A 24194-nucleotide genomic window follows, 5' to 3' on the forward strand; every position below is an offset into this window, starting at 1 on the left:
CCGGCCCCCGCCCTGCCCCCTAGCGTGACAGATCCTTTGTGCACCGGTCCCGGACCGGTGCGCGGGTCGCACCGTGCACTACTTGGAGCTGCGCCAAGTTGGGGGAACGAATGCCATCATCCGCACGACCGTCTTCGCTGAGTCGTCTACTGAGGACAGGAGTCGCGGTCGGCCTGGTCGCCGCGCTGGCGGCGCCGATCTCCGGTACGGCACCCGCCGCCGCGGTGGTGCTGCCGACCGGTTTCCAGGAACAGGTCGTCTTCACCGGCCTGAACCAGCCGACGAACATCGAGTTCGCCGCGGACGGCCGGGTCTTCGTCGCCGAGAAGGGCGGCCGGATCAAGGTGTACGACGACCTCGCCGACACCACCGCGACCGTCTTCGCCGACCTCTCCGCGAACGTGCACAACCAGCACGACCGGGGACTGCTCGGGCTGGCCCTGCACCCGAACTTCCCGACCCAGCCGTACGTCTACGTGCTCTACGCCTACGACGCACCACCGGGCCAGACCGCGCCGTACTGGAACGACAACTGCGCCTCGGTCGGCGGCACCAACAGCGGGCAGTGCATCATCACCGGCCGGCTCTCCCGGCTGACCGCCGCTGGCAACACGATGACCGGCGCCGAGCAGGTCTTCATCGACGACTGGTGCCAGCAGTACGCCAGCCACGCCACCGGTGACCTGCGGTTCGGTGCCGACGGCATGCTCTACGCCACCGCCGGGGACGGCGCCAGTTACGACCGGGTCGACTACGGGCAGCTCGGCACCCCGCCGAACCCCTGCGCCGACCCGCCCGGCGGCACGATGAGCCCGCCGACCGCCGAGGGCGGCGCGCTGCGCTCCCAGGACTCCCGGACCACCGCCGACCCGACCAGCCTGGACGGCACGGTACTTCGGCTCGACCCGCTGACCGGCGCCGCCGCCCCGGGCAACCCGTCGGCGGCCAGCCCCGACCCGAACGTCCGGCGGATCGTCGCGCAGGGGCTGCGCAACCCGTTCCGGTTCGCCATCCGGCCCGGCACCAACGAGGTGTGGGCCGGCGACGTCGGCTGGAACCGCTGGGAGGAGGTCAACCGGGTGGTCGACCCGACCGCCGGGGTGACGAACTTCGGCTGGCCCTGCTTCGAGGGGACCGGCCGGCAGAGCGGCTACGACAGCGCCGACCTCGACCTCTGCGAGAGCCTCTACTCAGGTGCCGGGCAGACGGCGCCGTTCTACGCGTACGACCACGCGGCCCGGGTGGTGGCCAACGAGGCATGCCCGACCGGCAGTTCCTCGGTCTCCGGTGCCGCCTTCTACCCGGCGGCCGGCGGCAGCTATCCGGCCGAGTACGCGGGTGCGCTCTTCTTCTCCGACTACTCCCGGGACTGCATCTGGGCGATGCTGCCGGACGCGCCCGGCGGGGTGCCGGTGGCCGCCAACCGGCGTACCTTCGGCAGCGCGGCGGCTAACCCGGTCGACCTGGCGACGGGGCCGGGTGGCGACCTCTACTACGTCGACCACGCCGGTTCGGTACGCCGGATCCGCTACTTCCCCGGCAACCAGCCGCCGGTCGCGTCGATCGCCGCCTCCCCCACCTCGGGGAACGCGCCGCTGACGGTGAACTTCGACGGCACCGGCTCCACCGACGCGGACCCGGCCGACGCCGGCCGACTGCGCTACGAGTGGGACTTCACCAACGACGGCACGGTGGACGCCACCACGGCGACGGCGACGCACACCTACCCGGCCGGTGGCCCCTACACCGCCCGGCTCACCGTCTACGACACGCTGAACGCCTCCGGCACCCAGACGGTGCCGATCCAGACCGGCAACAGCATGCCGACCGCGGTCATCGACACCCCGGGCGACGGCTTCACCTGGGCGGTCAACGACCCGATCAGCTTCACCGGACACGCGACCGACCCCGACCAGGGCACCCTGCCGGCCAGCGCGCTGCACTGGCGGATGCTGCTGCACCACTGCTACACGCTGGACAACTGCCACACCCACACGTTGCAGGACTTCACCGGCAGCAGCGGCAGCATGCTCGGGCCGGACCACGAGTATCCGTCCTACCTGGAGCTGGTGCTCACCGCCACGGACAGCGGCGGGCTGTCACACAGCACGAGCGTGCGGCTCGACCCGAAGACCGTCGACCTGACCTTCAACTCCAGCCCGGCCGGCCTGCAACTGGTCTTCGGCGGTACGGCACAGGCTGCGCCGTTCACCCGTACCGTCATCCAGGGGTCGAGCAACACGATCAGCGCGGTCACCCCGCAGAGCCAGGGCGGCGTCTCGTACGTCTTCGGCTCCTGGTCCGACGGTGGCGCGCAGACCCACGTGGTCACCGCACCGGCCACCCCGGCCAGCTACACCGCGACCTTCAACCCGCAGTCGGGCAGCGTCCGGCTGCCGCAGTCGGCGTGGAGCGTCGCCGGAGTGGACAGCCAGGAGACACTGCTGGTCAACGGCCGGGGCAACAACGTACGGGACGGCGACAGCTCGTCGATCTGGCACACCCAGCGGCTGCTCTCCAACCCGGCGCACCCGCACTGGATCGACCTCGACCTGGGCAGCGCCCGGACGGTCAACCGGCTGTACTACCTGCCCCGGCAGGGCTCCAACACCGGCGGCCGGATCACCGGCTACGAGGTGTACGTCTCGAACAGCCGGAGCAGTTGGGGCACGCCGGTCGCCACCGGCACCTTCCCGAACAGCGCGGCCGAACAGACGGTGACGATCCCGCCGACAAGCGGCCGGTACATCCGGCTCCGCGCCCTCGGTGAGGTCGGCGGCAACCGGTGGACCTCGGTGGCCGAACTCAACATCGGCGTCGCCGGCTGACGGCGAGCGGGGAAGGGCCCTCCGCGTCACCGGAGACGCCCTTCCCCGCCACCGGGCCGGGGGAGCCCTTCCCCGCCACCGGGCCGGGGGAGGGCGCCCTCCCCCGCAGCCGGGTCGGTGGGGGTGCCGGGACTGCTACCGTAGGGACGTGCGGATGACCTCAAACGGTTGGTGGCTGCCCTGACGGGCGGCCCACGCATCCGCGTACCCGATCAACAGCCAGCGGCCGCCTCCGGGCGGCCGTTTCGCATGTGCTCCCGGAGGCGGCGGCCGAACCGGTAAGGAGCACCTGCCATGGCCCCGAGCGGCACACCACTCCCGACGCCCACCGCGTCCGCCCCGAGCACCCCGGTGGTACGCCGGATCACCGGCCTCAAGCCGACCGGCCACCTGCACCTGGGGAACCTGGTCGGTGCGATCCGGCCGATGGTCGCCGGCCAGTACCGGACGGAGACGATCGTCTTCCTGGCCGACCTGCACGCGCTGACCGTCAGCCACCAGCCGGCGCAGATCCGCGAGTTCACCCTGGAACAGGCCACCATACTGCTCGCCGCCGGCCTCGACCCGGACCGGGCCCTGCTCTACGTGCAGTCGCAGGTGCCGCAGCACACCGAGCTGCACTACCTGCTGGAGTGTGCCACCGGCTACGGCGAGGCGCACCGGATGATCCAGTTCCGGGAGAAGTCGGCACAGCGTGACCGCGTCCGGCTGAGCCTGCTCAGCTATCCGGTGCTGATGGCCGCCGACATCCTGCTGCACGACGTGCACGAGGTGCCGGTCGGCGAGGACCAGAGCCAGCATCTCGAACTCACCCGGACCGTGGCGACCCGGTTCAACGCCCGGTACGGCGAGACCTTCATCGTGCCCCGGGGCGTCCTGCCGGCGGTGTCGGCCAGGGTGATGGACCTGGCCGACCCGACCGCGAAGATGGGCAAGACCAACGCCAGCGGGGCGGGGACGATCTTCCTGCTCGATCCGCCCGAGGTGATCCGCCGCAAGGTGCTGCGCGCGGTGACCGATCCGGCGCGCACCGTCGGGTACGACCCGATGCGCCGACCCGGCGTGGCGAACCTGCTGGAGATCCTGGCCTCCTGCCTGGGCGGATCACCGGACGTCCTGGCCGCCGACTACGGCTCGTACGCCCAGCTCAAGAACGCGGTCGCCGAGGCGGTCGAGGCGATGCTCCGGCCGATCCGGCTCCGCTACACCGAACTGGCCCGGGATCCGGGCTACGTCCGGCGGGTACTCGCCGACGGCGCCGAACGCGCCCGGGACAACGCCGCCGACACGGTGCACCGAGCCAAACGCGCCATCGGCCTGCTCAGCCATTGAAGAGCGCCGCCCCGCTCGGGCAAGATCGCACTACTTCGCCGAAAGAGTGGCCTCGGCCCGTCCCGAGGCCACTCTTTCACGGAAAGAGCACGATCTTCCCCTGCGGAGCGGCGGGGCGGGGTCAGGCCGGGACTGGTAGGCGCTTCTCGAAGCAGACGCTGTAGGGGTTGCCGGCGTAGTCGCCGTAGACCGGGATCTCGGCGTAGCCGGAGGAGAGATAGAGCTGGATCGCGCTGGGCAGGTGGCTGCCGGTCTCCAGCCGCAGCACGGTGTGCCCGGAGCGCAGGGCGAGTTCCTCCAGCGCGCCGAGCATCTGCCGCGCGAGGCCCTGGCCCCGGTACGCCGGCCGCACGTACATCCGGCTGATCTCCGCGGTGTCCCGGTCCAATGCTCGGATGGCCCCACAGACGACCGCCCGGCCGGCAAGCACGCCCACCAGGTAGCGGGCGTCGTCGTGCGGCACGGACACCTGCCCGCCGGGACCGCCGGCGGCCTCCCGAAGCTCACGCTGCTGGGCCACCACCAGGGCGGCCAGCTCGGGATCCGACGACGCACGCGACTCGATCAGCACAGCACGGACGCTAACCACCGGCCGTTGCAGCAGGGTTTCTGCCAGGTGGCCCCGACACGGAGCGTAGAGGACCAATCATCCACGCCTGTCGTGGATCGACGACACCTGTCGCGGGCAGACGACGCCTTTCCGTGGGGAGACGACGCCTCCGCACGGGCAGATGACACCGCTCTGTAGGGGAGATGACGCCGCTCCGTAGACAGGTGACTCCGCTCCGCAGGGAGATGACGGTCTGTCGCGCTCAGTCCTCGTCGAGGCGGTCGACCGGCGGCGGGACACCGCCGTCCGGCCCCGACTCCTCGACCAGCTCGCCGGACGGACGCTGCCGGCGGGCCTTGCGGGCGGCGAGCCGCTCTGCCGCCGTCGGCCGGGTCACCTGCTCGGCCAACCGGCTGTCGGTGCCCCGGGCGCTCGGCACGTACTCCGCGCCGGCGTACAGCGTCGGCTGCCAGTCGAACTCCCGCTCGCCGATCCGGACCAGGCTGCCCGGTTCGGCACCTGCCTTGGCGAGTTGGTCCTCGACGCCGAGCCGGGCCAGCCGGTCCGCCAGATAGCCGACCGCCTCGTCGTTGTCGAAGTTGGTCTGCTTGACCCAGCGCTCCGGCCGCTGCCCACGCACCACGTACGCGCCGTCCGGTGCCGCCTCGACGGTGAAGCCCGCGTCGTCGACAGCCGTCGGCCGGATCACGATCCGGGTCGGTTCCAGGTCCGGCGCCACCGCCCGGGACTGCTCGACCAGCTCCGCCAGTGCGAAGGTCAACTCGCGCAGCCCTTCCCGGGTCACCGCTGAGACCTCGAAGACCCGCAGGCCACGCGCCTCGATGTCGGGCCGGACGATCTCGGCCAGGTCTCGCCCGTCCGGTACGTCGATCTTGTTGAGCACGACCAGCCGGGGCCGGTCGGCCAACCCGCCGTACTCGGACAACTCAGCCTCGATGGCGTCGATGTCGGCCAGCGGGTCGCGCCCCGGCTCCAGGGTGGCCGCGTCCACCACGTGCACCAGTACCGCGCAGCGCTCGATGTGCCGCAGGAACGCCAGCCCGAGCCCCTTGCCGCTGGCCGCCCCCGGGATCAGCCCCGGCACGTCGGCGATGGTGAAGGTGTGCTCGTCGATCCGGACCACACCGAGGTTCGGCACCAGCGTGGTGAACGGATAGTCGGCGATCTTCGGCTTGGCCGCCGAGAGTACCGAGATCAGCGAGGACTTGCCGGCCGACGGGAAACCCACCAGGCCGATGTCGGCCACGCTCTTGAGTTCGAGTACGACGTCCAGCCGGTCCCCGGGCTCGCCCAGCTCGGCGAAGCCGGGTGCCTTGCGGCGGGCGTTGGCCAGGGCGGCGTTGCCCCGACCGCCGCGACCGCCCCGGGCCACCTCGAAGGTGGTGCCGGTGCCGGTCAGGTCGGCCAGCACCGTACCGTCCATGGCGTGCACGACCGTGCCGTCCGGGACCTTGAGCACCAGGTGCTGCCCGTTGGCGCCGTCCCGGTTGGAGCCGGCGCCGCCCTTGCCGTTCTCGGCCTTGACATGCGGCCGGAAGTGGAAGTCGAGCAGGGTGTGCACCTGGGGGTCGACCACCAGGGAGACGCTTCCGCCGTGCCCGCCGTTGCCGCCGTCCGGCCCGCCGAACGGCTTGAACTTCTCCCGATGGATCGAGACGCAACCGTGCCCGCCGTCACCGGCCTGCAGGTGCAGTACGACCCGGTCAACGAACGTGGTCACGCTGCCAATCCTTTCATCGGCGCCGGTTGGCGGCACCGGATACGGCCCAGGTCCGCCCGCCGGCCCAGGCCCGCCCGCCGCCAGCCCGGCCGAGGAGGCCGGGCCCGGTCGACGGACAGGACGAGAAAACGGCGGAGCGGGCCGGGACACCAGGTCCGCGGCCCGCTCCGCCGGAAAACTGACGTTACCGCTCGGACGGCACGATGCTGACGACCTTGCGACCGCGCCTGGTGCCGAACTGGACCGCACCGGCGGCCAGCGCGAACAGCGTGTCGTCGCCGCCACGACCGACCAGGTCACCGGGGTGGAACTTGGTGCCCCGCTGACGGATCAGGATCTCGCCGGCGTTGACGACCTGCCCACCGAACCGCTTGACGCCGAGCCGCTGTGCCGCGGAGTCGCGACCGTTCCGCGAGCTGGACGCACCCTTTTTGTGAGCCATCTGAGGACGACCTGTCTTTCCGCTGGGGCTTACTTGCCGTTGGAGATGCCGGTCACCTTGACCTTGGTCAGCGGCTGGCGGTGACCCTGGCGCTTGTGGTAGCCGGTCTTGTTCTTGAACTTGTGGATCCGGATCTTCGGACCCTTGGTGTGCTCGGCGATCTCGCCGGACACCGCGACCTTGGCCAGCTGCCCGGCGTCGGTCACCAGGTTGTCCCCGTCGACGAGGAGGACGGCGGCGAGCTTGACCGCGTCGCCCGGCTGGCCGACCAGCTTCTCGACCTCGATCACGTCGCCCTCGGCGACCTTGTACTGCTTGCCGCCGGTCTTGACGATCGCGTACATCGGACGCGGACTCCCTGTCGTTGAGGCTGCGGGTGGTTGTTCGCGACGGCCCACTCGACCGCACGAGGTGCGGGGACGGGCACGCGAGAACGTGGCGCGTAATCTGCGCCGCAGGCTAGCGTACGCCATGCCGGGCCCGGCACCCAAACCGGCCCCACGCCCGAGGCCGGTGCGTGAGCCGGTGACCAGGCCCGCCGCCCGCCGCCCGCCGCCCGCCGCGCGGCGAACGGCGCACGGCGCACGGCGCACCGCCGTACAGCCGCAGCACCGCGGCGCCGCCGTGCCGGGTCTCGGCATACCGGCTGGGTGGGGGTCAGGTCGCGCAGAGCTGGTCGAGCCGCTGCTGCAACTGCTCGAGCTTGTTCTCGTCCACGGACTCGACGGTGGCCTTCATCGTGCCGACCTCGGTCGCGATCTCGGCCAGTACCGTCTTGAGCCGCTCGTCGGTGGCCCGGGCGGACTGCTCCCGCATCGCGTCGCCCCAGGTCCGCAGGGCTGCCTCCGCCTTGCGCTGCGCCGTCTGCGCCCCGGCGGTGTCGCCGGCTCCGGTCGCCTGGAGCGACTTGCCCAGCTCCGAGACGAAGGTCTGCACCGAGGAGGTGGCGGCCTTGGTGGCGGCCTCGCAGACCTCCTTGCCGTTGCCGCCCGCCGGCCTGGTGTCCGCCACGGCCGGAGATCCGGACGGGCCGCCCGGGCTGCTGGTGCCCGGCGTCCCGGCGCCCGGGGACGGCGCCCCGCTCGACGGGCTGCCGAACGGGCCGGGTGCGGCTCCGTCGCGCTCACCCGAGCAGCCGGCCGCCGCGAACAGCGCGGCGGTGATAGCGGCGGTCACCAGCAGGCGTCGCATGGTCTTCGTCTCCTCCGGGAGTGCGGCTGGCCCCCCGCGAGGAGGTGCCGGCGGTGGCCGGCGACCGGTCGGGGATCGCGAGGGAGTGACCAGCCTAGCCACCACCGGCGCCAGGAAACCAAGTCCCGCCACCGGCCGCACCCGTTCAGCATCCGTGCCCCGCGCCGGCCCGCACCCGTTCAGCATCCGTGCCCCGCGCCGGCCCGCACCCGTTCAGCGTCCGTTCCCTGCGCGCCGGCCGACCCCGGCAGCGCCCGGACCTGCACCCGCCCGCGTCCGGACCTGACGACGACGTCAGGTCCGGCGGGCGTCAGCGGGCGGGCCGGGTACGACCCGGACGGACCAGCACGGCGTCAGGGGCGGGTACGGCGGCGGGTGCCGCCGCGCCGGGCCCGGCGACGACCGCCGCCGACCTCCGTACCGTCGGCCTCCGCGTCCGGGTCACCGGTGTCCTCGATACCGTCCGGGTCACCGGCACCGACAAGCCGCATCGGCTCGGTCGGCCCGGCCTCGGCGACGTCTCCGGCCCCGGGGCCGTCGCTGTCCGCCTCGTAGCGGGACAGGTCGTACCCCATGGTGTCCTCGTACTCCGAGACCTCGACGACGACCCGCTCCGGTGCCGCTGCCTTGCGGCCCCGGCGTCGACCACCACCGGCCGGCGCCTCGGATGTCGCGTTCCCGGCCGACGCCGGGGTACCGGTGGCCGACGCGACCGCCTTGACCTTGTCGCCGGCGCCCGGCCGGGACTTCTCCGGCACCGGCTCGGTGTGGATGATCAGGCCGCGGCCCTTGCAGCAGTCGCAGGTCTCGCTGAACGCCTCCAGCAGCCCGGCACCGATCCGCTTCCGGGTCATCTGGACCAGGCCGAGCGAGGTGATCTCGGTCACCTGGTGCTTGGTCCGGTCCCGGCCCAGGCACTCGGTGAGCCGGCGCAGCACCAGCTCGCGGTTCGACTCCAGCACCATGTCGATGAAGTCGATCACGACGATACCGCCGAGGTCGCGGAGCCGGAGCTGCCGGACGATCTCCTCGGCCGCCTCCAGGTTGTTCCGGGTGACCGTCTCCTCCAGGTTGCCGCCGGCACCGGTGTACTTGCCGGTGTTGACGTCGATCACCGTCATCGCCTCGGTCCGGTCGATCACCAGGTGACCGCCGGAGGGCAGGAAGACCTTCCGGTCCAGCCCCTTGAGGATCTGCTCGTCGATCCGCCGCTCGGCGAAGACGTCCCCGGTGCCGGTGTGCCGGCGCAGCCGGGGCACCAGGTCCGGCGAGACGTGCGAGAGGTAGGACTCGACCATGTCGTACGACTCGTCGCCCTGCACGACCAGCTCGCGGAAGTCCTCGTTGAACAGGTCCCGGACCACCCGGATCACCAGGTCGGGCTCCTCGTAGAGCAGCACCGGGGCGCCACCCTCGGCCGCCTTGACCTGGATGTCCTCCCACTGCGCCTGGAGCCGCTTCACGTCCCGGGCCAGCTCGTCCTCGCTGGCTCCCTCGGCCGCGGTCCGGACGATCACGCCGGCACCGTCCGGCACCAGCTTCTTCAGGATGTCGCGGAGCCGCTTACGCTCGGTGTCCGGCAGCTTGCGGCTGATCCCCGAGGCGTTGCCGTGGGGTACGTAGACCAGGTGCCGCCCGGAGAGCGCGATGTGGCTGGTCAGCCGGGCACCCTTGTGCCCGATCGGGTCCTTGGTGACCTGCACCAGCACCGAGTCGCCGGAACGCAGCGCCTGCTCGATCGAGCGGGCCCGCCCCTCCAGGCCGCTGCTGTCCCAGTTGACCTCGCCGGCATAGAGCACCGCGTTGCGGCCCCGCCCGACGTCGACGAAGGCCGCCTCCATGCTGGGCAGCACGTTCTGCACCTTGCCGAGGTAGACGTTGCCGGCCATGGTGCCGGCGGAGGCCCGGGTGACGTAGTGCTCGACCAGCACCCCGTCCTCCAGTACGGCGATCTGGGTGCGGTCGCCGCGCTGGCGTACCGCCATCACCCGGTCGACCGCCTCCCGGCGGGCCAGGAACTCCGACTCGCTCAGGATCGGCGGGCGGGTACGCCGCTGCTCGCGACCGTCCCGGCGGCGCTGCCGCTTGGCCTCCAGCCGGGTCGAGCCGGAGACGCCCTGCACCTCGTCCACGCTCTTGCGAGGCTCACGGATCTTGATAACGGTGTGTACGCCGTCCTCGGCCGTACCGTCGGTGTCGCCGGCGCCCTTGCGTCGACGTCGACGGCGGCGCCGGGTCACCCCGTCACCGTTCTCGCCGTCGTCGTCCTCGTCCTCGTCGGCGACGGCCTCGACCTGCGCCGCCGGCTCGTCGCTCTCCTCGGCGTCGTCGATGTCGTCCGCGCCGCCCTTGCCCCGGCCGCGTCCCCGGCGACCGCGTCGGCGCCGGCGCCGGGCCGCCGCACTCTCGTCGTCCGAGTCGAGGTCGGCGTCCGAGTCGGTGTCCGCCTCGGAGTCCGTCAGGTCCGGGGCGTCCTGGTCGGCGACGACTGCCGCCGTCCCGGCCTCGGCCTCGGCGTCCGGCACGGCCGGTTCGGCACCGCGCCGTCCCCGCCGGCGCCGCCGGGTGCCCTCGACCGGCTCCACCGGCTCACCCTCGGCCTCCGCCTCGGTCGGCCGGGGCGCCGGGACGGTCTCGGCCGCCGGTGCGCCCCAGGCCGGCGGAGTCTCCGGCTCGGGTGGCATGAACAGCACCGTGGGCGCGGAGAGCGCGGCGCGGCGCCGACGCCCCCGGGACACCACCGCTCCCTCGACCGGCTCGGCGGTCGCCGGCAGGCCGGCCCCGCCGGTCAGCTCGGCCCCGCCGGACGCGCCAGCGCCAGCATCGGCATCGGCATCGGCGCGGGTCACCGGCACCTCACCGGCCACCGCTGAGACATCCTGAGCAGCCGCCGGGGAACTACTCGCCACTGCCGGGGAACTATCCGTCACCGCCGGGACACTCTCGGCAGCCGTCGGCAGGTCGCCGGCGGCCTCGGTCGGCGCGGCGGGCGGCGTCGCCTTCTTCCGCCGGGTCCGGGTCACCTTCACCGGAGGTACGGATTCGCCAGTCGCCGCGTCCTCGACGCCGGCGGCGGAGCTGCCCGGACCAGCGGCAGCACCGGTCGGAGTCGCACCGGTCCCACCGGCTGGGGTCGGCTCGGTGGCCGGAGTCGCCCCCGCAGCCGTCTCGGTGGCCGGAGTCGTTCCACCGATCGGAGTGGTCTCGGCGGCCGGTAGTCCGGTGTCGTCCTTCTTGTCCGCCGTGGTGGCCTTGCGCCGCCGCCGGGTCGCCTTCGGCGCGGGCTCTATGCCGGCGGCCATCGGTGCCAGTACCTCGGCGTCGGTGGCCTCGCCGCTGGTCGCCCGGGTGCTGCTGGGCGCCTCGGCCGGTATCCCGGTCGGCGCCGGCTCGCTCGCCGTGCTGGCGGTGCGGCGCCGGGTGGTACGCCGCCGCACAGGTGCCTCCTCGGCACCGTCCTGCGCCGCCGCACCCGGTGCGGGGGCGCTGTGCGCGGCACCGTCCTGCGCGGTCGCACCCTGTCCGGGGGCGCTCTGCACGGCACCGCCCTGCGTGGGAGCGTCCGGCGGGTTCGTGCGCTCGGTGCTGCCGCTTGCGGTGGTGGCGTCGACGGCCGGCTCCGCGCCGGTCCGTTCTCCGCCCTCTGGCTCGTTCTCGAGCATGGACGTTCTCCAGTTCTGGCTTCCCCGGGCGCGGGTGAGCGCTGCCACGCAGGGTTGCCGCAAAGTGTTTCCGGTGACGCGTCAAGGAGACCGGGTCGCCGAAGTCTGCCTACCTGACCGCCGGCCGGACTTCCGGCTGGCGTTCGTCGATGGCGGTCCCGTCGCGATCCGCCTCCAACGGATCCACGATCTCCCCCTGCGCGGTCAGCGTGCCCTGCGCCAGCCGGGTCGCCTGCGGCGGCACCGGCGGCTCCAGGTCGGCCACCACGCGGAGGCCGGCAAGGACGTCATCGGGTCGTACGGACGGGGTGACCTGCCGCACGACCACTTCGAGTATCGCACACGGTACGCCCGCGACCCCGGAAGGTGCCTCGGTCCTCTCGATCACATCGATGGTCGCGACGGCGGCCCGCGTGTCGAAGACCCGTCGGCCCTGCTTGGTCATCCGCTCGACCAGCACTTCCGAGGCGGCCATAAAGGACGAGACAGCGACGCGGGCGACATCCGGCTCGATACCGGACAGTTCAATCCGCCAGCGGGACGCGTCGATCCGGTCGGCCAGGCTGCCGCTGCCGGCCACCACCGCGTCGAGTACGTCGAGTCCGGGCGACAGCCCGGCGTCCAGGGCGGTGAGCAGCACGTGCGGCTCGACCGGCTGCTGGAGTCCGATTTCGAGGTACTCCGCCTCGCTGGCCACCCCGGTCGGGGCGGCGCTGGCGTAGGAGATCTTCGGATGCGGGGTGAAGCCCTGGGAGAACGCCACCGGTACGCCGGCCCGGCGCAACGCGCGCTCGAAGGCCCGCGCGAAGTCCCGGTGTGAGGTGAACCTCAGCGGCCCACGCTTGGCGTACCTGATCCGGATCCGCTGTACGACCGGCGCCTGGCCGCCCTCGGGCTGTGGTTTCCTGCTGATCGTGCCGCTCCTCGGGTACCGAAGGTGCAGGGGAAGGGCCGTCCGCCCGGAATCAGGTGTTCCGCCGGACGGCCGGGTTCAGTGTCCGGCGCCGGCCGGCATCCGCAGGCCGGTGTTCACCGGCGTCAGCGGCAGCAGCTTCTTGCCGGTCGGGCCGATCTGGATCTCGGTGTCCATGGACGGGCAGACTCCGCAGTCGAAACACGGGGTCCACCGGCAGTCGTCCTGCTCGTACCCGGTCAGGGCGTCCTGCCAGTCCTGCCAGAGCCAGTCCTTGTCCAGCCCGGAGTCGAGGTGGTCCCAGGGCAGCACCTCGGCCTGTTCCCGCTCCCGGACGGTGTACCAGTCGAGGTCCACCCCGAAGGCCGGCAGCACCTCGGCGGCGGCGTCCACCCAGCGCTGGTAGGAGAAGTGCTCGCTCCAGCCGTCGAACCGGCCGCCGTTCTCCCAGACCCGCCGGATGACGGCACCGACCCGCCGGTCGCCCCGGCTGAGCAGTCCCTCGATCAGCGACGGCTCGCCGTCGTGGTAGCGGTAGCCGATCGCCCGGCCAAGCGACCGGTCGGAGTTGATCGCCTGCTTGAGCAGCTTGAGCCGGTTGTCGATCACCTCGGGCCGCTCCATCCGGGCCCACTGGAACGGGGTGTGCGGCTTGGGTACGAAGCCGCCGATCGAGACGGTGCAGCGGATGTCCTTGGAGCCGGTGGCCGCCCGCCCGGCCTTGATCACCTCGTGCGCGAGCCGGGCGATCTGGAGGACGTCCTCGTCCTCTTCCGTCGGCAGCCCGCACATGAAGTAGAGCTTCACCTGCCGCCAGCCGTTGGTGTAGGCGGTGACCACGGTGCGGATGAGGTCTTCCTCCGACACCATCTTGTTGATCACCTTGCGGATCCGCTCCGAGCCACCCTCCGGGGCGAAGGTGAGGCCCGTCCGCCGACCGTTGCGGGACAGCTCCTGGGCCAGGTCGATGTTGAAGGCGTCGACCCGGGTGGACGGCAGCGAGAGCGAGACGTTGGTGCCGGCGTACTGCTCGGCCAGGCCGGAGCACATGTCGCCGATCTCCGAGTGGTCGGCCGACGAGAGCGACAGCAGCCCCACCTCGGAGAAGCCGGAGTATTCGAGGCCGTCGGCGACCATCTGGCCGACCGTGGTGATCGAACGCTCCCGTACCGGACGGGTGATCATGCCGGCCTGGCAGAACCGGCAGCCCCGGGTGCAACCCCGGAAGATCTCCACCGCGTACCGCTCGTGCACGGTCTCGGCGAGCGGCACGATCGGCTTCTTCGGGTACGGCCAGGCGTCCAGGTCCATCGTCGTCCGCTTGTGCACCCGGAACGGCACGTCCGCCCGGTTCGGCACGACCCGCTGGATCCGGCCGTCCGGCAGGTAGTCGACGTCGTAGAAACGCGGCACGTAGACGCTCTCGGTCCGGGCCAGCCGGAGCAGCAGCTCGTCCCGCCCGCCGGGGCTGCCCTCGGCCTTCCAACCCCGGACGATCTCGGTGATCTCCAGTACGGCTTCCTCGCCGTCCCCGAGTACGGCCGCGTCGACGAAGTCGGCGATCGGCTCGGGGTTGAACGCGGCGTGCCCGCCGGCCACGATCACCGGGTCCGCGTCGGTGCGGTCGGCCGACAGCAGCGGGATGCCGGCCAGGTCGATCGCGGTGAGCAGGTTGGTGTAGCCGAGTTCGGTGGCGAACGAGATCCCGAACAGGTCGAACGCGCCGACCGGCCGGTGCGCCTCGACGGTGAACTGCGGCACGTCGTTCGCCCGCATCAGCCGCTCCAGGTCCGGCCAGACCGCGTACGTCCGCTCGGCGAGTACGCCCGGCTGCTCGTTGAGCACCTCGTAGAGGATCTGCACGCCCTGGTTCGGCAGCCCCACCTCGTACGCGTCCGGGTACATCAGCGCCCACCGGACGACCGCCGAGTCCCAGTCCTTGACCACCGCGCCCAGCTCACCGCCGACGTACTGGATCGGCTTGCTGACCTGGGGCAGCAACTGCTCAAGCTGCGGCCAGACCGTCATCGCCGCTGACTTCCCCGCGGCAGACGACGCGGCGCTCATGGAACCTCCCGGGACAATGTGTTGGAACACCGACCAACCATCCAGAGTACGCGGCACGTCCGCAACCCGATGCGGTAGTCCCCGCGAGCGGCCGGCCGCCTGATTCCGCCGAACATCTCCCCCACTTGCCGGCTCGCCGGGATTTCCCCGCCGTCACCGACCCTCGTACGATCCGGCGGGCAACGACCGATTGGTCGGGCGGTACTAACCTCGGACGGGCGCGAGAGGAGATCCGCACGATGCCCCCACCGCAGCCGGAGGAGACCGCCCCGGCGGGCCGAGCCACGTCGGCCGGTCCACCCCCGGCCGACGGAACGGCGACCGTGGCGGCCGGCGACCAGCCCGCCCGGACCGGCGACCAGCCGGACGCCCGACCCGCCGAGCCGGACGACCGAGGCGGCGAGCAGCCGGACGCCCGAGCTGCTGAGCCGGACGACCGACCTGGTGAACAGCCGGTTGACCAAGGCGGCGAGCAGCCGGACGCCCGACCCGCCGAGCCGGGCGAAACGGCCGTGGCGGTCCCCGCGGAGGCCGCAGAGGTCCCGGCGCAGACCGTCGACGCAGCACCGGCGGAACCCGACACTTCCACCGACACCGACACCGCCCTCGCCAAGGACCTCGACGTCGACTCCGACCTGCCGACCCGGCCCACTCCGCCGCCCGGCACCGCCCCCCGGCCCCCGGCCGAGAAAGCGCCGGCAGGGGAGGACGAGGTACCCACGCGCCGTACCCGGCCGCCCACCGATGCCACCCGGGTCGAACGGCCCGAGCCGGACCCGGCCGGCCAGCCGGCCGAAGCGACCCGGATCGACCGAGCCGAGCCCGACCAGGTACGACAACCGACCGATCCGACCCGGATCGACCGACCGGCCGCCGGGGCCACCACCGCCGTGAATCCGGCCGGGACGGACACGCCGGCACCGCCGGCCGGAACGGGGACGGCAGGACCGTCAGCCGGAACGGGGACGCCGGCACCGTCAGCCGAGGACGAGGGGCCGGCGCCGACCCGGGTGGCCGCGCCGCGCTGGACCGGCTCGGCGGCCGTACCACCGCCCCGGCCGCCGCGTAAGCGACGCTGGCTCCGGGGCGAGGCCGAGGACGTCGAGGCTCCGGCGGCACCGACGGCCCGGACCCGACCGGTGGACCCGACCCTGCGGATGCCGGAGGTCGAGGTGGACGAGGACGAGATCCCCACCCCGGTCGACCCGTGGGCGGGCGCCGCCGACGACCCGTGGGAGGCGCACCAGCCGTACCCGCCGGCCGGTGGGCACGGCCATCCGCAGCCGGCACCCCACCCGCCGGTCGGTGGTCACGCACAGCCGGTCCCCCAGCGCCCGCCGGTCGGCTACGACGCGCCGGTCAGCCCGCCCCCGGCCCGGCAGCTGCCGGTGACCCGCCGCTTCCCCGCGCCACCCGGGCCGCCGCCACAACCAGGACCACGACCGCACAGTGGCCCGGCGCCGCGCCCGGGACCCGCACCAAAGCCCGCACCAGCGCCTCCTCCGCCGCCGCCGGCACAGTCCGCCCGGCCGCCGGCACCGCCCGCGCCCCGGAAGCCGCCACCACCGGCCCCCCCGCCCCGACCGGCGAAGCAACGGCGCCGGCCGGAGGCGCCGCCGGTCCGCAAGGCGCCGCCCGCTCCCGCTCCGCCGGTACGCCGTCGGCGGCGCTGGCCCCGGGTGATGTTCACGCTGACCCTGCTCACCATCGTCTGCTGCTGCGGCATCCCGGCGTACTACGCCAAGCCGATCTGGGACCAGTACCCCGCCTCGCCTGTGGATCCGCTGCCGAGCGAGGTACTCGACCTGCGGCTGTTGGACAACGCGGACGGCCGGCAGACCGCCGAGCGGTTGAAGCAGGAGGTCCGGGCGCGGAACTGGTTCAGCGGCGGTGAGGCGTTCGCCGGGGTCTACCGGGCCTCGAACGGCAAGCGGGTGGTGATCTTCGGCAGCACCGGCTTCCAGCTCAGTCCCGAGTCGGCGGTGCAGGACGAACTCACCCGGCTCCAGGACGAGTACGCGGTCACCTCGGTCGAGCCGGTGCCGACCGGGGTACGCGGCGAGTACCGCAGCTGCGGCACCGGCACGGTCAACGGCGACGAGGTGGTGGTCTGCACCTGGGCCGACCACGGCAGCCTGGCCACCGCCCTGTTCACCCGACTGTCGGTCGCGGACAGTTCCGAGCTGTTGAGCACGCTGCGGGACAACATCATCGTCCGGGACCCGGTCGGCTCGGGGACCGGCAGCGCCGGCACGAGCTGACCGGCGGGGCCGTCCGCACGGCCCCGCCGGGCGGCTAGGAGCCGCCGTTCTCGGCCACGTTGCGGGCCGGAGCGTACCTGGGAACGTACTCCTGCCCGGTCAGCTCCTGGATCCCCGTCATGATCTCGTCGGTGATCTGCCGCAGCGACGTCCGGTCGCTGGGGCGGCCGGCGAAGTCCATCGGCTTGCCGAACCGGACCGTCACCTTGCCGGTGCCGAGCCGGGGCACCCGGACACCGATCGGCTGCACCCGCTCGGTGCCGATCATCCCGACCGGGATCACCGGCACCTCGGCGGCCAGCGCCAGCCTGGCCACCCCGGTCCGTCCCCGGTAGAGGCGCCCGTCCGGCGACCGGGTGCCCTCGGGATAGATCGCCACCAGGTCACCGGCGCGCAGCACCGGGATCGCCCCGTCGAACGCGGAGAGCGCGGCCCGGCCGCCGGCCCGTTCCACCCGGATCGCGCCCAGCCCGCCTATCACGGAACGGGTGAACCAGCCCCGCAGTCCGGTGCCGGTGAAGTACTCGGACTTGGCCCAGAAGGCGATGTGCCTGGGCACCACCGAACCGAGGAACAACTCGTCGGCGACCGAGAGGTGGTTGCCCGCGAAGATCGCCCCGCCGGTGGCGGGGACGTTCTCCAGGCCATCCACTGTCGGACGCCAGCCAACCCGCATCGCGGTGCCCACGGTGTACTGGCCGAGGGTGTAGAGCAGCGGCACGGGACCTCCGGCGGTCGAGGTGATCGGGCGGTGTCACGTTAACCGACGCCCGGCCGGTCCGCGTAGGTGACCGTCTCGATCACCCACCCGGACCGGCCGGACAATGCCCGACGGCACCGGCCCCGGGCCGACTCGGGCTCCGGCATCAGCCCCGGGCCGACCCGGCCGCGGCAGCGCCCCCGGGCCGGCTCAGTTGCGGCGTACCGTCACCGTCACCCGGTCGCCCTCGCCGACCTCACCGGCGAAACCGTCGAGCCGGTCGGCGAAGTCGACCGAGTCGGCCAGCACCTCCCGGGCCACGAAGTCCCGGTACGCGCCGACCGCCGCGACCACCTCCGGCCCGGCGGCGAGCCGCACCTCGACCCGGTCCGAGACGTCCAGCCCGGCATCCCGGCGGGCCTGCTGGACCACCCGTACGACGTCCCGGGCCAGCCCCTCGGCGGCGAGTTCCGGGGTGACGGTGGTGTCCAGCACCACCACCCCCTCCGTGCCGGGCAGCGGGGCCGAGTGCTCGGGGTCGGCCGGCACCAGTTTCAGCTCGTACTCGCCAGGCTCCAGCCGCACCCCGGCCGCCTCCGGTACGCCGTCGACAAGCGCCCAGTCGCCGGACTTGACCGCCTTGATCACAGTCTGCACCTGCTTGCCGACCCGGGGGCCGAGCGCCCGGGGCACCACCGTGAGCACCTGCTCGCAGTAGCTGGCCAGCTCCTCGCTGAAGGTGACCGCCTTGACGTTCACCTCGTCGGCGACCAGTTCGGCGAAGGGGCGCAGGGTGGCCGCGGCCGGGGTGGCCACGGTCAGCGACGGCAGCGGCAGCCGTACCCGCAGGCCCTTCGCCTTGCGCAGCGACAGCGCGGCCGAGGCGGCCGACCGGATGGCGTCCATCGCGGCGACCAGTTCGTGGTCGGCCGGGAACTCGGCGGCTTCCGGCCAGTCGGCCAGGTGCACCGACCGCTCCCCGGTCAGCCCGCGCCAGACCTCCTCGGCGGTGAGCGGAGCCAGCGGGGCGAGCACCCGGCTGACCGTCTCCAGCACCGTGTAGAGGGTGTCGAAGGCGTCCCGGTCGCCGGACCAGAACCGGTCCCGGGACCGCCGGACGTACCAGTTGGTGAGCGCGTCCAGGAAGGACCGGACGGTGCCGCAGGCGCCGGAGATGTCGTAGCCGTCCAGTTGCGCCTGCGTCGCCTCGACCAGTTCCCGGGTCTTGGCCAGCACGTACCGGTCGAGCAGGGTCGCCGCGGCGGCCCCGCCGTCGCCGGTGGACTCGGCGTCGGTCCGCCGCTTCGCCTGGTAGCCCTCGGCGTTGGCGTAGAGCGAGAAGAAGTACCAGACGTTCCAGTACGGCAGCAGGACCTGGCGTACCGAGTCCCGGATCGCCGTCTCGCTCACCACCACGTCGCCGCCGCGCAGCACCGGCGAGGACATCAGCGTCCAGCGCATCGCGTCCGAGCCGTAGCTGTCGAACATCTCGTAGACGTCCGGATAGTTGCGCAGGCTCTTGGACATCTTGCGCCCGTCCGAGCCGAGCACGATGCCGTGCACGACGCTGTTGCGGAACGCCGGCCGGTCGAACAGTGCGGTCGCCAGTACGTGCATGGTGTAGAACCAGCCCCGCACCTGCGGGACGTACTCGACGATGAAGTCCCCCGGGTAGTGGTGCTCGAACCACTCCCGGTTCTCGAACGGGTAGTGCACCTGGGCGAACGGCATCGAACCGGACTCGAACCAGCAGTCCAGCACCTCCGGCACCCGGCGCATGGTGGAGCGCCCGGTCGGGTCGTCCGGGTTGGGCCGGGTCAGCTCGTCGATGCCGGGCCGGTGCAGGTCGGTGACCCTGACGCCGAAGTCGGCCTCCAGCTCGGCGAGCGAGCCGTAGACGTCGACCCTCGGGTACTGCGGGTCGTCCGACTTCCAGACCGGGATCGGCGAGCCCCAGAACCGGTTACGGCTGATCGACCAGTCCCGGGCGTTCGCCAGCCACTTGCCGAACGAGCCGTCCCTGACGTGTCCCGGCGTCCAGTTGATCTGCTGGTTCAGCTCCAGCATCCGGTCCTTGACCTTCGTAACGGCCACGAACCAGGACGAGACCGCCTTGTAGACCAGCGGGGTGTCGCAGCGCCAGCAGTGCGGGTACGCGTGCGTGTAGGTGTCCTGCCGGAGCACCACACCGCGCTCCTTCAGCTCCCGGATCACCGACTTGTTCACGTCGAAGACCTGCTCGCCCTGGTACGGCGGGACCAGCGCGGTGAACCGGGTGTGGTCGTCCACGGTCACCACGGTCGGGATGCCGGCCGCGTTGCACGCCTTCTGGTCGTCCTCGCCGAAGGCCGGGGCCAGGTGCACCACCCCGGTGCCGTCCTCGGTGGTGACGAAGTCCGCGCCGAGCACCTGGTAGGCGTTCGGTCCGCCCCGCTCCACCAGGAAGTCGTAGAACGGGGTGTAGCGGCGGCCGACCAGGTCCCGGCCGTGGACGGTGCCGACCTGGGTGTAGCCGTCCAGCTCCTTCGCGTACGCGCCGAGCCGGGCGGCGCCGACGACGTACCGCTGGCCGTCCCGCTCCAGTACCGCGTACTCGATGTCCGGGCCGACCGCGAGCGCCAGGTTGGACGGCAGCGTCCACGGGGTGGTGGTCCAGACGCCGACCCGGACCGGCCCGCGCAGCGGTTCCGGAGCGCTCTCGTCCGGGGTCAGCTCGAACCAGAGTGTCAGGGTCGGGTCGTGCCGGTCCCGGTAGACGTCGTCCATCCGGGTCTCGGTGTTCGACAGCGGGGTCTCGCAGCGCCAGCAGTACGCCAGCACGCTGAACCCCTCGTAGACCAGCCCCTTGTCGTGGAGCTGGCGGAACGCCCACATGACGCTCTCCATGTAGCTGAGGTCGAGCGTCTTGTAGTCGTTGCCGAAGTCGACCCACCGGGCCTGCCGGTTGACGTACCGCTCCCAGTCCCGGGTGTAGGCCAGCACCGAGCTGCGGCAGGCGTCGTTGAACCGCCCGACGCCGAGGTCGAGGATCTCCGCCTTGGTGGTGATGCCGAGCTGCTTCTCCGCCTCCACCTCGGCCGGCAGGCCGTGGCAGTCCCAGCCGAAGCGCCGCTCCACCCGCCGGCCGCGCATCGTCTGGTATCTCGGCACCAGGTCCTTGACGTAGCCGGTCAGCAGGTGGCCGTAGTGCGGCAGCCCGTTGGCGAACGGCGGGCCGTCGTAGAAGACGTACTCGTTGCCGCCGTCCGGGCCGGGGTCGCGGGCCTCGACGCTGGCCTCGAAGGTCTTGTCGGCCACCCAGTGGTCGAGCACGCGCTGCTCGACGGCCGGCAGGTCGGGACTGGCCGGCACGCCCGTGCCGGCGGGGGCGTTCTTGGGGTACGCCATCGCGGGTCGTTCTCCTCGTCGCAGCTCACCGTTCGTGGTCTGCGAGGACGAGCCCCGTGGTACGCCGGTGACCGGCGTGCCGCGTGGACCCGCGGTACCACCCCGCTTGGCGGCCGGAGATCGACCACCCGCTCGTTGGCCGGCTGTGACGGGCCGGTCCCGTCCGGTTCTACTGGGGTGTTTCCACCTGTTCTTCCGGAGGCTCGCCGGTGATGGCCGGGTCGACGCCTGTGCCCGTCAACGATACTCGACCTGCCGGCCCGCCCCCACCCGATATCCCCGGCCGGAGCCCCGCCGACGGGCGCGACCGCCCGGCGAAATCGGGGAGCGTGGATCGGACCGCCCGGGTTAGCCTGCCCCGACCACTCACGGGACGGGGACCGGATGCGTAGCAGAGCACTGCTGGCCGGCGTGACCACGCTGCTCGCCCTCACGGCATGTACGCCGCAGCCGGGCCCGCCGCCCACCCCGCCCCCGCCCCCGACGGCGTCGCCAAGCGTCACGCCCGCGCTACCCGGCGGGCCCGAGGCGGTGCTCGCGGCCCTCACGACGGCAGTCCGACCGTGGGGTGACGTGCCCTCGCCGGAGCTGCTCGCCGAGCAGGATCTCGGCTCGGTGCAGGTCGCGCCGTGCCGGATGCTCGCCGCCGAGGCCCGCCCCGGGGAGTCGTTCACGCCGCCGGACCCGACCTTCGCCGGACTGGTCGAGGTCAACCCGGTCGCCTCGTTCGGCGGAATCACGGTGCCGACCACGGTCATGGAGGTCACGGTGACCGGGTTCGCCAGCGCGGCCGTGGCGGAGCGGACCGCCGAGCGGGCCCGCTCGACCCGCTGCCCGGCGGACTTCACCCTCAGCTACCGCAGCGCGACGGGCCGCCGGGCCAGCACCGTGGTCCGGGTCGGTGCCGTCCCGGCCCGGCTGACCACCGGCACGGTGTCCGGCTCCCGCTCTGCCCCGGGGTCGGACTACCTGCCCGGCGAGGCACTTCTGGTCCTCGCGCACGGTCCGCTGCTGCTCACCGTCGGGGTGCTCAAGTTCGGGCCGGGCACCGACGCTCCGGAGGTGACCGCGCTGGCCCGGCGGACCGCGCTGGAGGTCGCCTCGGCCGTGCTCGCGGCACTCCCGCCGAACGGCACACCACCGCCGCCCGCCCCGACCGCCAGCCCTTCCTGACCGCCAGCCCTTGCTGACCCTCAACCCTTGCGGGCCGCCAGCCGGCCGTCCCGGCCAGCCGCCCGGCCGTCGGGTCGTCGGGTCGTCGGTCACGGCGTCGTTGATCGGCGCGTTCGGCCAGCTCGGCGGAACCGATCCGGCGGGGAAGACCGCACACCGGCCCCGGGTCGTTCCATTCCCGTCGGATCCGGCCTAGCCTGGCCTTAACCAGGGAGGTCCACTGTGGCAGATGGTCGTCGCCGCCAGGTCGCGCCGGTGCGCAAGCTGGTCGCCGCTGTGTTGGGCACCTTCGCCGTCTTCGTCGTGCTGTTCGGGTTGGGGATGGGCAGTTGGGCGGTTGCCGTACTCGGGGTGGCGCTGCTCGCCCTGGCCATCGGGCTCGTCGCGTTCACCGCCGTACGCAGCGGTCCGCGGGCCTGGGTGACCGGGATCGGACACGTGCACAGTGTCACCGAGCCGCCCGCCTCGTCGACCTTCGGCCGCTGTGAACTCCAGATCGTGATCGACGCTCCGGGGGTGCCGGGCCGGTCGGTACGGATCCGCGATCCCCGGGTACCGGTGTCGAAGTGGCCGGATCCGGGTGCCACCCTGCCGATCATGGTGGCCATCGACGACCAGCGGCACGTCCGGATCCTCTGGGACGAGGTGCTGACCCACGCCGAGGCGGCCGCCAGCGGCGACCTGCCGCCGGAGTTCCACGACTTCGACCCGGTCGACGACGACATCCTGATCGAGCAGGAGGCGCCGCCGTGGGCCCGGACCGGCCGGGACGACCCGTACGCCCCGCCGCCAGCCGGCGGCGGACCGGTCGACGAGCACCTGACCGGGGACGACCTCGGCCCGCTCGGGCGCGACCTCGAACCGCTCCGGGACGACCGGGGCACGGTCCGCGAGGAGCCGGTCGTGATGCGGCAGACCCCCGGCGGGACGATCGTGCTGGAGGGGACCCTGGTGGAACCGCCGTCCGCCGCCCCGCTGCCGCGCCGGCTCCGCCCCACCCCCGGTCCGGGGGGCCGGAAGCGTCGGCCACGGCCGTCCCCGTCCCCGTCCCCGTCCGCCGGGGCGCCGGTCACCGACGCGCCGCCGGCCGCACGCCCGGCCGAGCCGGACGCCCCGCCGAGCGGCTCCGACGAGGCGTTCGGCGCCGCCGGCGACCGGCCGGCGACCGGGTTGGGCAGGCCGGAGAAAGCCGTCGACACCCCGTGGGACGGCGTGGACGCCCCGGAAGGCGCCGTGGACAGGTCTGGGGACGGCGTGCACAGGTCTGGGGACGCCGTGGACAGGCCGGAAGGCGGCGACGCCGGGCTCCGCACCCCTGCCGGCTCCGAGCCAACGGCGGCGGGGCCAGCGGCAGCGGTTCCGGAGGCCCGGTCCGGCACCTCGGACGACGAGATCGACATCCCGCTGGACGACCCGGAGCCGGGCTTCGGCACCCCGTCCGGCTCGGCGGCGCCCGACGACCTCGCCGGCACCCCCGACGACCTCGCCGGCACCTCGGACGACGAGGCGATCCTGGCCGACCTGATCGCCACCCAGCCGCCCGCGCGGCTCGGCGGTTCCGGTCCGATCGCCGGGGTCGGGATCACCCTGCTGGTCACCGACCTCGAACGGTCGATCGCGTTCTACCGGGACCTGCTCGGCTTCTTCGAGATCGACGGCGGTGAGGGCAACGCGATCCTCGCCTCCGGCGCGACCCGACTGGTGCTGCGGGCGATCCGCGAGGTGGCTCCGATCAACCGGCGGCTGGTCCACCTCAATCTCGAGGTGAACGACGTCTCCGCGTTCTACGAGGAGCTGCTCGCCAAAGGTGTGAAGTTCAGCTACGCACCCCGGGCGGTGAACCGGGGCGCCAAGCTCGAACTCTGGGCCGCCGCGTTCCGGGACCCGGACGGGCACGGCATCGCGCTCACCCAGTGGCGGAGCCGGGCCACCGGCTGAGCCGGATGA

General features: G+C 72.8%; 15 protein-coding genes. 5 read left to right on the forward strand and 10 right to left on the reverse strand.

Annotation, left to right across the window (positions count from 1 at the left end):
* Positions 1-110 precede the first annotated feature (110 nt).
* Entirely contained in the window at positions 111-2828 is a 2718-nt protein-coding gene (locus O7626_RS25685; RefSeq protein WP_278063657.1) for a PQQ-dependent sugar dehydrogenase, read from the forward strand.
* A gap of 294 nt (positions 2829-3122) precedes the next feature.
* Positions 3123-4160 (forward strand): tryptophan--tRNA ligase, encoded by a 1038-nt coding sequence (trpS, locus tag O7626_RS25690; RefSeq protein WP_278063658.1) that lies wholly within the window; start codon positions 3123-3125, stop codon positions 4158-4160.
* 121 nt (positions 4161-4281) lie between these two features.
* Here the strand turns inward: trpS and O7626_RS25695 are convergent, their stop codons facing one another.
* The 8 genes from O7626_RS25695 to O7626_RS25730 all read right to left on the reverse strand — a co-directional run bounded on the left by O7626_RS25695 (position 4282) and on the right by O7626_RS25730 (position 14726).
* Positions 4282-4731 carry a GNAT family N-acetyltransferase gene (locus O7626_RS25695; RefSeq protein ID WP_278063659.1) on the reverse strand — a complete coding sequence of 150 codons (450 nt, stop codon included), beginning with the start codon at positions 4729-4731 and terminating at the stop codon, positions 4282-4284.
* Between the two features lie 241 nt (positions 4732-4972).
* Positions 4973-6451 (reverse strand): GTPase ObgE, encoded by a 1479-nt coding sequence (gene obgE, locus O7626_RS25700; RefSeq protein WP_278063660.1) that lies wholly within the window; start codon positions 6449-6451, stop codon positions 4973-4975.
* Between the two features lie 184 nt (positions 6452-6635).
* A complete protein-coding gene (gene rpmA / locus O7626_RS25705) occupies positions 6636-6893 on the reverse strand; it encodes a 50S ribosomal protein L27 (protein ID WP_278063661.1) in 258 nt (85 codons plus the stop codon).
* 29 nt (positions 6894-6922) lie between these two features.
* Positions 6923-7237, reverse strand: coding sequence for a 50S ribosomal protein L21 (gene rplU / locus O7626_RS25710; protein WP_278063662.1), 315 nt, complete (start codon positions 7235-7237; stop codon positions 6923-6925).
* A gap of 313 nt (positions 7238-7550) precedes the next feature.
* A complete protein-coding gene (locus O7626_RS25715) occupies positions 7551-8084 on the reverse strand; it encodes a hypothetical protein (RefSeq protein WP_278063663.1) in 534 nt (177 codons plus the stop codon).
* A gap of 353 nt (positions 8085-8437) precedes the next feature.
* Complete coding sequence (locus tag O7626_RS25720) at positions 8438-11746, reverse strand: Rne/Rng family ribonuclease (RefSeq protein ID WP_278063664.1); 3309 nt, start codon at positions 11744-11746, stop codon at positions 8438-8440.
* Between the two features lie 109 nt (positions 11747-11855).
* Positions 11856-12602: a TIGR03936 family radical SAM-associated protein gene (locus O7626_RS25725; protein ID WP_278066314.1), complete on the reverse strand. Its 747-nt coding sequence runs from the start codon at positions 12600-12602 to the stop codon at positions 11856-11858.
* Between the two features lie 135 nt (positions 12603-12737).
* A complete protein-coding gene (locus tag O7626_RS25730; protein WP_278063665.1) occupies positions 12738-14726 on the reverse strand; it encodes a TIGR03960 family B12-binding radical SAM protein in 1989 nt (662 codons plus the stop codon).
* A gap of 239 nt (positions 14727-14965) precedes the next feature.
* On the opposite strand from O7626_RS25730, the gene O7626_RS25735 reads away from it, so the two are divergent.
* The gene (locus O7626_RS25735) at positions 14966-16987 is read left to right on the forward strand and encodes a hypothetical protein (RefSeq protein WP_278063666.1); all 2022 of its coding nucleotides are present in this window, start codon (positions 14966-14968) and stop codon (positions 16985-16987) included.
* A gap of 34 nt (positions 16988-17021) precedes the next feature.
* Here O7626_RS25735 and O7626_RS25740 read toward each other — a convergent pair whose 3' ends face one another.
* Complete coding sequence (locus tag O7626_RS25740; RefSeq protein WP_278063667.1) at positions 17022-17708, reverse strand: lysophospholipid acyltransferase family protein; 687 nt, start codon at positions 17706-17708, stop codon at positions 17022-17024.
* A gap of 189 nt (positions 17709-17897) precedes the next feature.
* On the reverse strand, positions 17898-21074 hold the full coding sequence (gene ileS / locus O7626_RS25745; protein ID WP_278063668.1) for an isoleucine--tRNA ligase: 3177 nt from the start codon (positions 21072-21074) through the stop codon (positions 17898-17900).
* A gap of 384 nt (positions 21075-21458) precedes the next feature.
* Between ileS and O7626_RS25750 the strand changes: the two genes are divergently transcribed.
* The gene (locus O7626_RS25750; RefSeq protein ID WP_278063669.1) at positions 21459-22247 is read left to right on the forward strand and encodes a hypothetical protein; all 789 of its coding nucleotides are present in this window, start codon (positions 21459-21461) and stop codon (positions 22245-22247) included.
* A gap of 222 nt (positions 22248-22469) precedes the next feature.
* A complete protein-coding gene (locus O7626_RS25755; RefSeq protein WP_278063670.1) occupies positions 22470-24185 on the forward strand; it encodes a VOC family protein in 1716 nt (571 codons plus the stop codon).
* Positions 24186-24194 lie beyond the last annotated feature (9 nt).

The organism is Micromonospora sp. WMMD1102 (genome assembly GCF_029626265.1).
Classification (GTDB): Bacteria; Actinomycetota; Actinomycetes; order Mycobacteriales; family Micromonosporaceae; genus Plantactinospora.